The sequence below is a fragment of the Clostridium sp. CF012 genome (genome assembly GCF_018861755.1).
GTDB lineage: Bacteria > Bacillota > Clostridia > Clostridiales > Clostridiaceae > Clostridium_AD.
The window spans coordinates 12,460-27,928 of the sequence record NZ_JAHLEF010000003.1 but is presented as its reverse complement, the minus strand read 5'-3'; the positions used below and the strand labels follow the sequence as shown (position 1 = coordinate 27,928).

Here is a 15,469-nt window from a genome sequence, read left to right as displayed (position 1 = left end):
AAAAATTTAAATTTCTTTTTTGATTATTTTCTATGCAAGCTTGAAATCTCTTTGGGGTATATTCCCATAGATTCTGCTTCACTTAGGCGATTTTCACTGCTCTTAATTTCGTCTGCAACAATATATCTTGGTCTGCATTTAACTTCTTCGTATATTCTGGCAATATAGGTTCCTATAACTCCAAGACTTATCATTAAGCAGCTTCCAATAATGAGGAGCAGCAGAATAACTGTTGTGAAGCCACTCAAAGCAATACCCATAAGCTTCATGTACAAAGTCTGGATTCCAAGCACAAGCGCCCCAGCAAGAAAAAACACTCCCATAAAAGTAACTATATAAAGTGGAAATGATGAAAAGGAAGTAATGGCCTTAACAGCAAGCGTGCACAGATTAAAAAGAGACCACTTTGAGACTCCATTTGTCCTGATTCCTACATTAAAGGGGATACTTATCCGATTATACCCAATCCAGGCTGACATTCCCCTGAAGAATGTACCTCTTTCATTCATGCTGCGCCATGCCAATACTACTTTTTTATCCAATAGCTTGAAATCTGAAGCCTGCTGCATATTAAATCCGGAAAGCTTGCTCTGTATTCGATAAAATAAATTAGCGCCGACTTTTTTAATCATGCTCTCATTTCCGCGTAAGGCCTTAACGCCCTCCACAACCTCATATCCCTCATCCTTCCAAAGCCGAATCATCTCAGGTATTAATGTGGGTGGGTGCTGCAGGTCAGCGTCCATGATTATACAGCAATCTCCCTCTGCAGCTTCTAGGCCTGCACAAAGTGCTGCCTCCTTGCCAAAATTCCTGCTAAGCCTCAATGCTTTTATACATGGAATTTCTTTGGAAAGCATTTTAAGTCTGGACCATGTGCCGTCAGTTGAGCCATCATCAACTAGCAAAATCATAAACTCCATACCTGTTTCTGCCAAACACTTCCGGATAACACTGACATTTTCACAAATCTGGCTTTCTTCGTTGTACACAGGAATAAGAACTGTAATAAATGACCTTTCCATTGTTATTTAGCCCCCTTTCTGAGATGCTTAATAGTGGAAACCATGATGCCTGACTTTTTTATGAAAAGAAAGATTAGTATTAGAACTGATACCAGGGTAATCATAAGACCCATGAAAAGTTTTTCTGGAAAAAACCACAGTTCAATCTTATGCGAGCCTTTTAACAGTTCAAAGCTCAATAAAGAATCATCCACAGCGCGTATTTCAACCTCCTGATTATCCACTTTTACGTGCCACCCCTTATCAAAAGGTATGGACATTACCATCAGCCCGTCACTTGCTGCTTTCACCGAGCAGCGGATGCTGGTATCCGTAAAGTTTTCAACAGTCATTGATTTTTTGCGGATAAGGGATATCGCCTCTTCAAATGCGGGTATATTCAAACTGTAGGCATATACTTTAAAGCTGCCTGTTTCGCTACTTGACTTATCGAAATTAATTTGCAGCTTAGCAGAAGATCCTGCCTCGCAAAATCCAAGGTTAATGATAGAGGAATGCTTTGGATTAAATTCAGATTGTTTGCCATTGACTGTAAGAAATCCACTGCCTTTCATATTAGAGGGCGCCTCATAGTATAGGTAGACTTGCTGCGCTTTATCAATTGCAAAATCAATACTTGCTTTAGAGGCATCATCCTTATTAATACGCTTAAAGCTGTAAGACTGTGAACCCTTGCCGCTAAAGTCAAGGTTACTTAGAGTTCCTTGCTTTTGGCCTATAGGGGTTAGAATATCCGGTATACCACTAATAGCTTCTATAAGAAGATTCTGAGTTTCAAGTGGATTAGTCCCGGAGCTGCTGTCGAATTTCTTCAACTCACTATTGGATTGAAAGCCCAGTGGCAAAACATAAGGGTTTGTAAAAATCTTTAATTCATCGGTGGTTGCAGTTTGTTTGTACAATTTTTCCTCAATAGCTATGTTTCGATAAATCAGATATTTGATGCCGAGAAGAGAATCCAGTATTGCTGTGGAACCCTCGTATGTGTAACTGTTAATACCGTTGCTCGAGTACCCGAGATTCTCAAGCATTTTTACAGGCCTCTCGGAGATGGTGGAAGAAAAAATCGATAGGCCCCGGTAATTATACAGAGCAGGGTCATTGGCGGTTTGGGGTGGCAGGATTTCCAAACGATAAAAGCCTTTATCCTTCTCGGAAATATCAGAAAGCTGATTACGAATTTGTGAAACTTCCTTGCCGCTTGCATAGCTGTTTCGACTTGAGTAGCCTTCAGTGGAGTCAATTTTAACAACTGTCACAATGGTATTTGTGGTTATCTCGGCAATTAATACAAGAAATACAATTAGAGTTTTGCAGGATGGCCGGATATTGCACGAGCGGTCAATGGTAAGGGCCACTGCATATAAAATAATAAAAGCTGCGCTTATATATATCGTGTGAAATCCAATTGATAAATTATCAAATTTCTGTGAGATAAGAATAATACCCAGGATAGATAAGCAAATATTGCCAATCTCTTTACCGGTAAATTCGTTCAGCTTTTTAAAAGCTTCATAGCTCATGGATAATACGAGAAAGATGTAAACAAAAGAAAACCGATATGGAAGCTGGTTAGGGTAATGAAAGCCATGCCAAATAAAATTCAATATATTAATATTGAAGCTTAGGGTTAAAACCAGAAGAAGAGCAATATTCCATAATTTCTCCTTCAGTGGAATGCTTTTACTTAAAAAATAGAGTGGAAGGAGTATTAAGACAACAATTCCACAATACAGATTGGGTGCACCTTCCCGGATAGTAGGAGATGCAGCTGTAAAATGTCTGGTTATAAAATCAAATAAATCGTAATAATTCGTCAGTGTCGTTGGGAAAATATCACCCGCAGCTGAGGTGGATTTCAATTGAAAAAAGGTTGGCAGCAGAAGTATAGCTGATAACCCGGCGGACAGTAATGAAAAACCTGCAAATTGACCTGTCCTTTTTATTAGCAAGGATGGTTTTTTAAAATCATGATATTTAAAGAGACAAACCGGGTAATAAAGCAAGGTAAAAAAACAAATAAAAAAAGCCATATAAAAATTCGACAAAAGAGCAATGGCCAAAGTAATGCAGTAAAAGAAACCTTTACCCTCCCGTATCAAGTTTACAAGGCCAATCATAATCAAGGGCAGAAGATAAATCGCATCCATCCACATAATATTCCAGGAAAAAGCAAGCACAAAACCAGAGAGTGCATAAAGTGTGGAGAAACCTACAGTAACCAAAGTCTTTTCACCATGCACAGCCTTAAGGTAAAAGGCAAAACAGGAGCCTGCTAGACCTACCTTTATAAGTGTAAGCACCAGTACTGCTTCACTCAAATAGTCTGCTGGAAATAAAATAGTTATAAGATTTATTGGGCTGGCCAGATAATAGGCAAATAACGGCAAGAAATTTACCCCAAGACCACCTGACCAGGAGTACAGCGGGCTTGAAGATGATCTAAGCTTGTCCTGCAAATCTGAGATAAAGGGAGCATATTGATGATATAAGTCTGATATTAATAAACTCCAATTACCAAAGGGGAAAATTCGAACAGCTATATAGGCGATTTCCAGGATAAAGGCAGGCAGAAAAAATGCGAGCAAGATTACATAATGCCTTTTAATATATATACCAAACTTTCTTATAATGTGAATGTTATCTTTCAAGAATGATCCCACCTTTATTGTGCTATATAAATTATAAATATTATATGTGAACATTTAATTTTTAAGTAATTTTTACATAAAATTAAAATAAATAAGAGATTGGCAATTAATAAATAGGAAGCAGAAATTATATCTCAAGCATCCAGTAATTTGTGAAAGATTAAATCGTCAACGTATTCACCAGTACACGGGTCTTTATGATGCCTTAAAACAGTTCCTCCATGTACAAAGCCTAGCTTTTTTACAGCGTTTAAGGAAGCTTGATTGTTGCTGTACACATAAATCCTTGCTATGTTAACTCCGGCCTTCTTCATCTGATCTAAACCATAATTGGTCAGTTCTGCAGCAATACCTGAACCACGAGCATCTGGGTGGGTGGCTGCTGTTAAAAATACAGCATGGGATTTTTCCTCTGTCATATCACGTCTACCTCTAACAAGGCATAAAACACGGGATGGCTCATCTGTTGTTACAGCAACATAGGAAAGTTGAGCTGGATTATCTACAAAATTCAAGACCTCTTCTTTTGCTATAAGTTCTGTAAAGGTTATTTCAGCGCCCTCTACTTTTAAATTTTCAATTAGTGACCAAATACTGTCAATGTCATAGGACTTTATCCTTCTTAAGTTATATTTCAAAATAACACCCCTCTGCCATTTATTTCTCGAAAGAAAAAACTAATAATTGTTTATCTAAAAGTCTAATTATAGACCTTTGGATACCATTACCATGCCATTTTATTATATCACAAGTAAAAACGTAAATAAAATATAAGTGTACTAATAGGACTCCTATATACATATTTCTAAAGGTATCTTAATGATTGTCCTAAGATTGATGTCTTGTGCACTAATAAGGGGTTTGGATAGTGAAATTTTAGAGCGTAGTGCCTATGGGGTTCATATATACTAATCATAAGGTAATTATAGGAATTAATATGAATATAATAGGAAATAAGATATAGTACATATTAAAACTTGGGAAATATATGAAAGGCGTTGTATTATGGAGAAAATGAGGAATTTTATTGTAGTTGAAGGAATAGTTCAAGGAGTAGGTTTCCGTCCATTTGTATATAATTTAGCAAAAGCTTTTGGGTTAAAGGGTTGGGTTAATAATAACTCAGAAGGAGTTTATATAGATGTTGAGGGATTTGAGGAAGATATAGATAAATTTATGCAAGCTCTTGAAAATAATCCTCCACCTCTTTCTCGAATAGGAAAGATAACTATGAAAGCTGATAAAGTATTAAATTATTCGAATTTCACAATCAAAGAAAGTGAACAAAGTCTTGATAAAATCACTTTAATATCGCCAGATATAGCTACTTGTAGTGAGTGCGTAGAAGATGTACTAAATTTATATAATAGGAGAAGGGGATACGTTTTTACAAATTGTACAAATTGTGGGCCCAGGTTTTCTATAATAAAAGAATTACCTTACGATAGAAGAAAAACTACTATGAAAGATTTTAAAATGTGTAAGCAGTGCAATAGTGAATATTTAGATCCTACAAATAGAAGATTTCATGCACAACCAAATGCCTGTGGGTCATGTGGCCCAGAACTTTGGATAGAGGATTTTAAAGGTAATAGATTAGAAATAGAAGAGCCTATAAGTTTCGCCCAAAACATGCTTTTGAAAGGGGAAATATTTGCCATAAAAGGGTTAGGTGGTTTTCATCTTGCATGTGATGCAATGAATGAGACCTCCGTGAATAATTTAAGGGAGAGAAAAAAAAGACCCTTTAAACCTCTTGCAGTTATGATGAAGAACATAGAAACAGTAAAGAAGTATTGCAGGGTTAACCAGTTAGAAGAGGAGATATTAACTGGAATTAAAAAACCAATCCTTATTCTAGATCAAAAGGAAAGTTATAATTTATCAGAAGAAATTGCACCTAATCAGAAAACAATAGGAGTAATGCTTCCATATACACCTATTCATGTTTTACTGTTTTCAGAAAAACTTAAGGTGCTTATTATGACTAGTGCAAATGTTAATGGCCTACCCATAGAGTATAAAGACGATTCTGCCCGATCTGGCCTTACAGGTATTGTGGATTATTTTCTCATGCATAACCGAGAAATACATGTTCCAGTTGATGATTCTGTATTAAAGGTTATAAATAAACAACAAATAATCATAAGGAGAGCTCGGGGTTTTGTACCTGAACCTTTTATATACAATGATATTAGGAATATCTTAGCCTGTGGTTCCAATATGAAAAATACCTTCTGTATTAGTAAAGAAGGCTTTTTGTTCTTAAGCCAATTTAATGGTGATCTTGAAAATTTAGAAACATATGAACATTACAAGAAAAATATTGAACATTTCAAAAATATATTTTCTTTTTCTCCAAAATTTATAGCTTTTGATATGCATCCAGGATATATGTCAACTAAATACGCTTTGGAATATGATTTGCCTAGGATTGCGGTACAGCATCATCATGCTCATGTAGTTAGTTGCATGTTTGAAAACAAGCTTGAAGAAAAAGTTATTGGAGTTTGTTTTGATGGAACGGGGTATGGCATCGACGGCAAAATATGGGGTGGTGAGTTTTTAATTTGCGATTACCTTGAATTTACAAGAGTAGCTCATCTTGATTATATTAAAATGCCTGGAGGAGAAAAAGCCATTAAAGAACCATTTCGAATGGCAGTTTCCTATCTTTATAAGTATTTAAGTATAAACAACATTAAAAAGGAAGTTTATGATAGAATTTTTGAATTATATGGTAATAAGGGTATAAATATAATTAATATTTTAAATTCAAACATTAATTGTACAGATACCTCAAGTATGGGTAGACTTTTTGATGCCATGGCAAATATAATCGGGATTACTGATCTAGTTACATATGAAGGACAGGCGGCTATTGAGCTTGAGGCTATATCAGAAATGAGTATTGAAGATTCATATAATTATAATGTAATAAAACAAGATATGTATATTATAGAGCCATATGAAATAATTATAGGAGCAATAAATGATAAAACAAAAGGTTTATCAGGCAAGATTATTGCTTCAAAATTTCAAAATACTATAGTGAATTTAACTGTGAGTATGTGCGTGCGAGTTAGACAAGACTCAGATATAAATGAAGTTGTGTTGAGTGGAGGGGTTTTTCAAAATTCTTTTTTACTTAAGAAAATATGTTGCAAGCTCAAACATAATAATTTTAAAGTCTATACTCATAAGAAATTACCTTGTAATGATGGAGGCGTAGCAATTGGGCAAATAATTATAGCTAATGCATTAATTGATAATAATTTAATTGAAAACAAGTAAAAAATACAAGCATAAACATTTAATATAAAGATTTCACATATATACTAATAAAAGAGCAATTGTAAATTAATTAGGAGATAAATATGCATGAGGTATCTATAATTCAAAATGTTATTAAAATAGTTTCAGAAAAAGCAATTGAAAATAGATTAACTAAAGTTACCAAGGTATCGTTAAAGATAGGGGAGTTATCTGGCGTTATGTCAGAATGCTTAAATTTTGCGTTTAAGATCTGCATAATTGATACTATGCTTGAAGGCTCAACTTTAGAAATAGAAAAAGTAAGTGCTGTAGCTGAATGCATGGATTGCATGCAAGAATTCCCTATTGACCATTTTAATAAACTTTGTCCATGCTGTAAGAAATTTTGTTCAAATATTATTCGTGGATATGAACTATATATAAATACTATAGAAGGAGATTAAAATATGAGTGAAATAAAGATAGTTACGAATATTCTTCAAAAAAATGATGAGATAACCTCTAAAAATAAAAGATTATTGGATGAAAAAGGCATCTATGTAGTAAACCTAATGAGTTCACCTGGTTCAGGAAAGACTTCCTTACTTGAAAGAATAATAGCAAAGCTTAAAAATGATATAAATATTGCGGTAATTGAAGGAGATATTTTTACTACTAAGGATGCTGAGCGAATAGAGGTCCTCGGTGTTCCAGTAATTCAAATTAATACTGGAGGAGCGTGCCACCTGGATGGGGAAATGATAAAAAATGCATTAAATGCATTAACCCTTGATAAGACAGATTTGCTTGTAATAGAAAATGTAGGTAATCTGGTTTGCCCTGCAGAATTTGAAATTGGTGAGGATATAAAAATTTGTGTTTTGAGTACCCCAGAAGGGAATGACAAACCTTTGAAATATCCACTCATGTTTGAAAAAAGTGGTGCAATTATTTTAAACAAATTAGATTTAATAGAATACACCGATTTTAATAAAAAAGAGTTCTACAGAGATATAAAATCACTAAATGCTAATGTGGATATCTTTGAAACATCATGTGTTAAAAATTCTGGTATAGATGAAATATGCTTCTGGTTAATGAGTAAAATAGAAAATAAAAAAATAAAGGTTAAATAAATTCAATATTTTTAAGTAAAAAGGGAGGAACTTGAATGTGCATAGCAGTTCCCGGAAAGGTTTTAAAAATAGACGGAAATAAAGGTATTGTAGAGATTGGGAATATGAAAATTGAAGTATTTATGCATATCGTGCCAGAGGCTTTAGTGAACGAATATGTACTTGTACATGCAGGCTGTGCAATACAAGTGATAGATGAAGAAGAAGCAAAAATAACCTTGGATATTATTAAGGAGTTTATTCAAAATGAAATTTGTTGATGAATTTAGAAGCAATGAATACTCCAAAAAACTCGCTTATAAATTAAATAATATTTCTATTGAAAAGATAAATATTATGGAGGTTTGTGGTACCCATACTATGGCAATATTTAGATATGGTATTAGGGACGTACTTCCTCCAAATGTAAATCTGATATCAGGTCCAGGTTGTCCTGTTTGTGTCACACCTCAGAGCTATATAGATACCGCCATATCGCTTTCAAAGGAAAAGGATGTAATTATTGCAACCTTTGGAGATATGATGAAAGTTCCTGGGAAAAAAGGTTCCCTCAGCAATAGAAAAGCAGAAGGTGCAGATGTAAGAATAATTTACTCGCCTATGGATTGTCTTAAGCTTGCCTCACAAAACCCTTCTAAAAAGGTAGTATTCTTATCAATAGGTTTTGAAACTACCGCTCCTATGGCTGCGGTTACCGTTATGGAGGCTAAAAAAAATAATATAAGTAATCTATTTTTTTTTACAGCTCACAAAATAGTTCCACCAGTCATGGAAGCTTTAGTTCAAGATAAGGAATTAAAAATTGATGGTTTCTTATTACCAGGTAATGTTTGTGCAATCATTGGTACGAAACCCTATGAATTTTTGAGCGCGGATTATAATATCCCTGGAGTAGTTACAGGGTTTGAACCTATAGATTTACTTCAAGGTTTAAATACATTAGTAAGCTTAATAAGCAAAAGGGAATATAGAATTGAGAATGAATATAAAAGAGTAGTTAAAACTGAGGGAAACCAAATTGCTTTAGAATATTTAAATAATGCGTTTAATATTGTTGATAGTAGTTGGAGAGGAATTGGTAGAATTCCTAAAAGTGGTCTGGAATTTAATAGTGAGTATGAAGAGTTTGACGCACTTAAGCATTTTAAAATAGATTATGAAGAATATGATGGTAGTCCTGGCTGCAAATGTGGAGAAATACTTAAAGGTAAAATTAAACCAACAGATTGTACGCTTTTTAAAAAACTTTGCAGCCCAGAAAATCCAATTGGTTCCTGTATGGTTTCATCAGAAGGTACCTGCGCTGCATATTATAGATACCACAAAGTCATTAAAGAACAGGAGGACTTCTAAATGAGTGACACTATAAACCTAAGTCACGGAAGTGGCGGTGTACAAACTAATAAATTAATTAATGAGGTGTTTTTAAAATATTTTAATAATTATATTTTAAATCAAATGAATGATGCAGCTCAAATAGATATAAATTTTGCGAGACTTGCTTTTACTACGGATTCTTTTGTAGTAAATCCAATATTTTTTAATGGAGGTAATATCGGTAAATTAGCAGTCTGCGGTACTGTAAATGATTTAGCCGTAAGTGGAGCAAGGCCACTTTACCTAACATGCGCTTTTATTATTGAAGAAGGTTTCTCTATAAAGAAATTAGAAGAAATTGTGAAGTCTATGGCAGAAGAAGCTAGCAATGCAGGTGTGAAAATTGTGGCTGGAGACACAAAGGTTGTGGAAAAAGGCAATGTGGACAGAATTTTTATTAATACTTCTGGTATTGGTAGGATTTATGATAATGTTAATATTAATTGTGCCAATGCAAGAGTGGGAGATATCGTCATTTTAAATGGTACGATAGGTGATCATGGAATGACAATAATATGTGAAAGAAATAAACTTGGATTCGAAGGAAATTTAAAAAGCGATTGTGCCTCCTTGAATTCCCTAGTAGACACAATGCTTGAAGCATATGAGGGGATCCATGTTATTCGTGATGCTACAAGAGGTGGGCTAGCGGCAGTACTTAATGAAATTAGTGAATTTAGCAACGTAACTATAGCCCTTGAAGAAAATAATTTACCTTTAAAAGAAGAAGTAAAAGGTGCCACAGAGATGCTAGGACTCGATCCATTATATATTGCTAATGAAGGAAAACTTTGTGCCTTTGTACCAGAAGCTTATGCTGAGAAGGTACTTAATGCAATGAGAAAGCATCCGCTGGGTTTCGATGCTGTAATTATTGGAAAAGTTACTGGGGAATTGGGACAAAAAGTTTATGTAAATACAGTAGTAGGTGGAAAAAGACTAGTTGATATGCCATCTGGGATTCAGCTTCCAAGAATATGTTAGTAATCCTAAGAAGATAATTAAATTAGAGGCGGGAGTAGGTTACTCTTGCCTTATTTATTTTGAGAATGAATATTTAGTGCTAAATGTTACATAATAAAAAGGATTTTTCAATATACATTAAGGAAGGATAGATAGGGGGGAGTATTTTGCATGAAAGAAAGCTTATAAAGAGTGCATTAGATGAAATTCATAGAGGAAAGGCAGAAAAGATTAATTTTGTATGGATGGAAGCTAATGGTTGTACGGGAAATATAATTTCTTTTCTTAATGCAGATCAACCAGATGTTCTTTATTTTATGCAAGAAATGGTTGATTTGAAATTTAGCCCTAGCCTTATGAAAGCAGAAGGTGAAGTCGCATATGAAAAATTCTTAGAAGTTTTAAATACTAATTTTATATTAGGAGTAGAAGGGGCCCTAACTAATATGGAAGAGGGTTTCTATAACATTTTTGCTACCTATAAGGGGAGGAGGGTACCTACAGCAGAAGCTATTAATCTAGCAGCGCAGAAAGCAAAAGCTATAATAGCTATTGGAACTTGTGCTTCTTTTGGAGGAATATCTGCTGCTAGACCTAATCCAACAGGGTGCACAAGTTTAGGCGAGTTCCTTGGACGTGAGGTAATAAATATTCCTGGTTGTCCAGCAAACCCACTGTGGGTTATGGGAACTATAGCTAGCATTATTCTTAATAAAAAGGTTGAAATAGATGAGAAAGGTCGTCCAATAATGTTTTTTAAAGAAAGCAACCACACTAATTGTCCAAGACGCTCATATTTTGATAATAAAATATATGCAGGTAAGTTAGGAGAGAAAGAGTGCATGCTGAAGGTTGGATGTAGAGGACCTATTACAAAAGCTTACTGTCCGCTTGGATTATGGAATTCAAGAATTAACTGGCCAGTAGAGGCTAATACGCCTTGTATAGGTTGTGCAAGCGAATTTTTCCCGGATGGTACTGAACCTTTTATTAAGTATTGAGGGAGGCTTAAGGATTAAAGGTAGACAACAATTGATAGTTCAAATTTATTCCATAGTGAGGTGATTTAGGTGACTACCAAAATAACTATAGACCCTATAACTAGAATTATGGGACCTTTAAGCATAGAAGTAGAAATAAAAAAAAATACAATAGTAGATGCCAAAAGCGGTGGTATTCAGTTTAGAGGCTTTGAAAAAATGTTAATAGGCCGCTCTCCATTAGATGCAGTATATTTTACTGAAAGGATATGTGGTATATGTTCTACGTCACATGGCTTAGTAGCAAGTCTAGCACTAGAAGATGCTCTAAAGGTGAAGCCAAATGCCAATGGAGTAAAAATCAGAAATCTTGCACATGGAGCTGAGTATCTTCAAAATATCATTAGGCAAATTTGTATTTTTGTATTTCCGGATTATGTGAATATAGCAGTGGTTCCAGCAAATTTAGATTATGATTTTAGACTATCCGAGAAATACACACAAAAAATTAATAATGATTATGTGAAGGCGTTAGAATGTAGTCGTCTTGCACATGAAATTATAGCTCTTATAGGTGGAAAAGTACCACATAACCATGGTGTATTTGTGGGTGGCACCACAGCAAACATGGATGCTTCTAAAATAATGAGACTGAAATCCATACTACATTCTATAAGTGAATTTATGTGCGGAAATATGGTTGAAGATATAAATATTATAGCTGATTATTATCCAGAGTATTTTAAAATTGGCGGTGGGCCAAGAAATCTTTTAACATACGGATTATTTCATGATTTAGAAAATAAAGAGATGCAGTATGTACAACCTTCAAGCTATATTGATGGTGAGGTAGCTTCTTTAGATTCAAAGGCGATAACAGAGAGTTCAGCATTTTCTTGGTATAAAGGTTCTAAAGCTAGTGAGGTTCCATCAGATTTTCCATCTGAAACAGATGTTAAAAAGCCGGGAGCCTATACCTTTATCAAATCACCTAGGTATAAAAGTAAAGTTGTACAGGTTGGACCACTTGCTCGCATGATTTTATCAGGTTCCTATAAAAATAGTATATCCAGCATGGATAGGCTTATGGCTCGAGTGCTCGAAGGGAAAAAACTTTGTGAAAAAATGTTTATAATACTTGATGCAATAGAGCCAATACCTGCAGTACAGGAAAAATATGCTATTCCAGAGAGTGCACAGGGGATAGGACTTTGTGATGCTGTTAGGGGGGCACTCGGACATTGGACTAGTATAGAAAAAGGGGTTATAAAAAATTGTGATATAGTAACTCCTACTGCTTGGAATCTTTCGCCTATAGACGAAAAAATGCAGCATGGAGCTCTTGAGTACGCTCTAATTGGCACTGAAATTCAAAACCTTAAAAATCCTGTGGAGATAGGGCGAATAGTGCGATCCTTTGACCCTTGTATATCTTGTGCTACCCATGTTAATACAGAATTTGGTGAGCCTTTTTATATAAACATTACTTAAGATATTTGAAATAAGTAATTGTAATGATTACCGGTTATTTTTCAAAATACCTAATAAAATATGCGCTATACTTTCATACAATAGAAGGAGAGTAATGAAATGGGTGAATTGAAAATTTGCGTTAATATGTTAAATACTAATGAAGAGATTCATATGGAAAATAAAAATCTTTTCGATGAAGAGGGCATATTTGTTATAAATCTGATGAGTGCTCCGGGGTCTGGTAAAACATCTATACTAGAGAGGTTAATTCCAAAGCTTAAACAAAACTTAAACATGACGGTAATTGAAGGCGACTTATATACAACTAAAGATTCAGAGCGAATTGAAGCCATGGGAGTTCCAGTAGTACAAGTTAATACTGCAGGACCCTGTTATTTAGAAGGAAGCATGATAAGGCAAGCATCATTGAACTTTGATTTAAGAGAGATTGATCTCATTATTATAGAGAATGTGGGGTGTTTAGTATCCCCGGCAAATTTTGAAGTTGGTGAGGATATAAAGATTTGCGTACTTAGTGTGACAGAAGGTAATGACAAGCCTTTAAAATATCCACTGATGTTTAAAAAAAGCACAGCGATAATTTTAAATAAAAGTGATTTAATTGGACTTACGAATTTTAAAGAAGATGAGTTTTATAGAGATATTAAACTAATAAATAATAAGGCGAGAATTTTTCGAACCTCTTGTACCAAAAACCAAGGGATAGATGAACTAAGTGAATGGATTTTGGAGGAGGTAAAGAAAAAAATATATAGACACGAATAAAAACTCCCAGTTTCGTTATGATCTCTGAGATCATAGTGAAAACTGGGAGTTTATTTATTAAAATATTAATTATTAACTAATTCAGAACAAATTTATAACATGTTCTTTACAATGAACTGTTAAAATAATTGAAACTGATACAATTTTATAAAATAATTTTAAAAATTTTAGTTTTATTAATCTAATAATTTATTAGAAAGGTGAGGATTAAAATGAGAGAAGAAGAATTGTTGTATAATGTGATTTTCCCGGAAGATGACGATCCTAATTACATTAATTATGGTTATTTTATAGGGAGGAACAAAAGAAGTATATATAAATTGAAAGCTTTTATTAATGAAAGTCAACTAAATCCAATATTAATTTGCGATGGTAATAAGGAAAATGCTTTTTTTGCTAAAGTTTTTCAAAACGAAGTAGATAGATTTTTGAAAATTATCAATGAGTTTAGTTTCAAACAAATGAAGATAGATACTCGGTATCTGAATGAAATAAAGTCCCTTTTTGGTGAAGAGGTGATAATTCATCAAAAAAAAGCGTATAAGGCAGCCCATTGTCATTATCCTCTGAGAGCTAACAACGAAAATCAACCAAACTTAAAAAGAGCAATATAACCTATGAAAGGGCGGATTAGAATGATTACTTGTTTACCAGAAGAAATTTTACTTGAGGTACTTGAAAGAACATGTAAGTACACAATTGATGATGAAGTTTTAAATGAAGCAGAAAAGTTATATGAAAAAGAGATTGCTGAGAGATCTAAAAAGAAAACATTGCTCATTAATAGTATGTTCAAGTCAATTGCATTTTCAGCAAAAGGAAATTAATATTTCAGAAGAATATCTTGTATATCACAAAAATAGCTGAAGATTTTAAAAATCTTCAGCTATAATTATTTTTGATTTAAATTTACTAAAATTATTTATAGTACTTTTGGATAAATTAGAATCGGTTATAATATAATTAATTTTGCTAATTGGAGCAATATTGATTGTTACATCTCTACCAAATTTGCTACTGTCAGCTAATACAAATATTTCTCTAGATCTCTCTATAATAGTCTTTCTTATTAGTGCTTCCTGCATGTTAAAATCAGAAATTCCATTTTCAATTGTAATTCCACCAGCACAAATGAAACTCTTTTGAATGTTCAGTTGTGAAAAGTTAAAGATATAGTCATAGGATACTATAGATCTCTCATTATGTCTTACCTTTCCACCAATTATAATAATTTCATGTTCGCTATTTAATAATTGGTTTAAAACTGGAATGGAGTTGGTTATTATGGTTAGCCTTTTTTTATTCATAATGTGCTTTGCAATATGATACGTGGTTGAACCACTGTCAATAAAAATACAGTCCCCATCATTTATAAATTCAATGCATTTCTTGCCAATGGATTCCTTTTGTAGCAGTTTATTAGTCATTCTATTCTCCATAGTTGACTCACCGAAGGTTGCAGCTTTAATCTTTGCTCCTCCATATACCTTATCTATTTTATTTTGTTTTTCTAAAATAGATAAGTCACGCCTAACTGTTTCTATAGATATATCAAACTCACCCATAAATTCAGAGATTGTAACCACATCTTTTGTTGAGAGTAATTCTAAAAATTTATTTTGTCTTTCACTTGGTAGCATAAGATCACCCTAACATAGTTTTTTTATTGTGGCACATTCAAATAAATAACATGCAAAATACTAGTCTATTTATTTTCGTGCTCATAATATATAAACAACTTATCATAAATCATGACAATATACAAGGAAGTATTAGAAAATTAATAAGGAAATTGTCATGTATGTTCACAAAGTATATCATCA

General features: G+C 33.7%; 15 protein-coding genes. 11 read left to right on the top strand and 4 right to left on the bottom strand.

Annotation, left to right across the window (positions count from 1 at the left end; translation table 11 throughout):
- Positions 1-23: 23 nt before the first annotated feature.
- The 3 genes from KPL50_RS04385 to KPL50_RS04375 form a co-directional block, all read right to left on the bottom strand.
- On the bottom strand, positions 24-1,025 hold the full coding sequence (locus tag KPL50_RS04385) for a glycosyltransferase family 2 protein (protein WP_216297240.1): 1,002 nt from the start codon (positions 1,023-1,025) through the stop codon (positions 24-26).
- A 2-nt stretch (positions 1,026-1,027) separates the two neighbouring features.
- Positions 1,028-3,676 (bottom strand): YfhO family protein, encoded by a 2,649-nt coding sequence (locus KPL50_RS04380; protein ID WP_216297239.1) that lies wholly within the window; start codon positions 3,674-3,676, stop codon positions 1,028-1,030.
- A 134-nt stretch (positions 3,677-3,810) separates the two neighbouring features.
- A complete protein-coding gene (locus KPL50_RS04375) occupies positions 3,811-4,314 on the bottom strand; it encodes a GNAT family N-acetyltransferase (protein WP_216297238.1) in 504 nt (167 codons plus the stop codon).
- Between the two features lie 367 nt (positions 4,315-4,681).
- Here KPL50_RS04375 and hypF point away from each other — a divergent pair, with 367 nt between their 5' ends.
- From hypF to KPL50_RS04320, 11 genes are all read left to right on the top strand, one after another.
- On the top strand, positions 4,682-6,970 hold the full coding sequence (hypF, locus tag KPL50_RS04370) for a carbamoyltransferase HypF (protein WP_216297237.1): 2,289 nt from the start codon (positions 4,682-4,684) through the stop codon (positions 6,968-6,970).
- A gap of 83 nt (positions 6,971-7,053) precedes the next feature.
- Positions 7,054-7,395, top strand: coding sequence for a hydrogenase maturation nickel metallochaperone HypA (gene hypA, locus KPL50_RS04365; protein WP_216297236.1), 342 nt, complete (start codon positions 7,054-7,056; stop codon positions 7,393-7,395).
- A gap of 3 nt (positions 7,396-7,398) precedes the next feature.
- Positions 7,399-8,067, top strand: coding sequence for a hydrogenase nickel incorporation protein HypB (hypB, locus tag KPL50_RS04360; protein ID WP_216297235.1), 669 nt, complete (start codon positions 7,399-7,401; stop codon positions 8,065-8,067).
- A 35-nt stretch (positions 8,068-8,102) separates the two neighbouring features.
- Positions 8,103-8,327: a HypC/HybG/HupF family hydrogenase formation chaperone gene (locus tag KPL50_RS04355; protein ID WP_216297234.1), complete on the top strand. Its 225-nt coding sequence runs from the start codon at positions 8,103-8,105 to the stop codon at positions 8,325-8,327.
- Positions 8,314-9,420, top strand: coding sequence for a hydrogenase formation protein HypD (hypD, locus tag KPL50_RS04350; protein ID WP_216297233.1), 1,107 nt, complete (start codon positions 8,314-8,316; stop codon positions 9,418-9,420). The genes KPL50_RS04355 and hypD overlap by 14 nt, the downstream gene beginning before the upstream one ends.
- Complete coding sequence (gene hypE / locus KPL50_RS04345; protein WP_216297232.1) at positions 9,421-10,428, top strand: hydrogenase expression/formation protein HypE; 1,008 nt, start codon at positions 9,421-9,423, stop codon at positions 10,426-10,428.
- Positions 10,429-10,574: 146 nt separating this feature from the next.
- Entirely contained in the window at positions 10,575-11,408 is an 834-nt protein-coding gene (locus tag KPL50_RS04340) for a hydrogenase small subunit (RefSeq protein WP_216297231.1), read from the top strand.
- A gap of 69 nt (positions 11,409-11,477) precedes the next feature.
- Positions 11,478-12,878, top strand: coding sequence for a nickel-dependent hydrogenase large subunit (locus tag KPL50_RS04335; protein ID WP_216297230.1), 1,401 nt, complete (start codon positions 11,478-11,480; stop codon positions 12,876-12,878).
- A gap of 99 nt (positions 12,879-12,977) precedes the next feature.
- Positions 12,978-13,646, top strand: coding sequence for a hydrogenase nickel incorporation protein HypB (gene hypB, locus KPL50_RS04330; RefSeq protein ID WP_216297229.1), 669 nt, complete (start codon positions 12,978-12,980; stop codon positions 13,644-13,646).
- A 212-nt stretch (positions 13,647-13,858) separates the two neighbouring features.
- The gene (locus KPL50_RS04325; RefSeq protein WP_216297228.1) at positions 13,859-14,260 is read left to right on the top strand and encodes a hypothetical protein; all 402 of its coding nucleotides are present in this window, start codon (positions 13,859-13,861) and stop codon (positions 14,258-14,260) included.
- Between the two features lie 21 nt (positions 14,261-14,281).
- Entirely contained in the window at positions 14,282-14,473 is a 192-nt protein-coding gene (locus tag KPL50_RS04320) for a hypothetical protein (RefSeq protein ID WP_216297227.1), read from the top strand.
- 45 nt (positions 14,474-14,518) lie between these two features.
- Here KPL50_RS04320 and KPL50_RS04315 read toward each other — a convergent pair whose 3' ends face one another.
- On the bottom strand, positions 14,519-15,286 hold the full coding sequence (locus KPL50_RS04315) for a DeoR/GlpR family DNA-binding transcription regulator (RefSeq protein ID WP_216297226.1): 768 nt from the start codon (positions 15,284-15,286) through the stop codon (positions 14,519-14,521).
- Between the last annotated feature and the right edge of the window lie 183 nt (positions 15,287-15,469).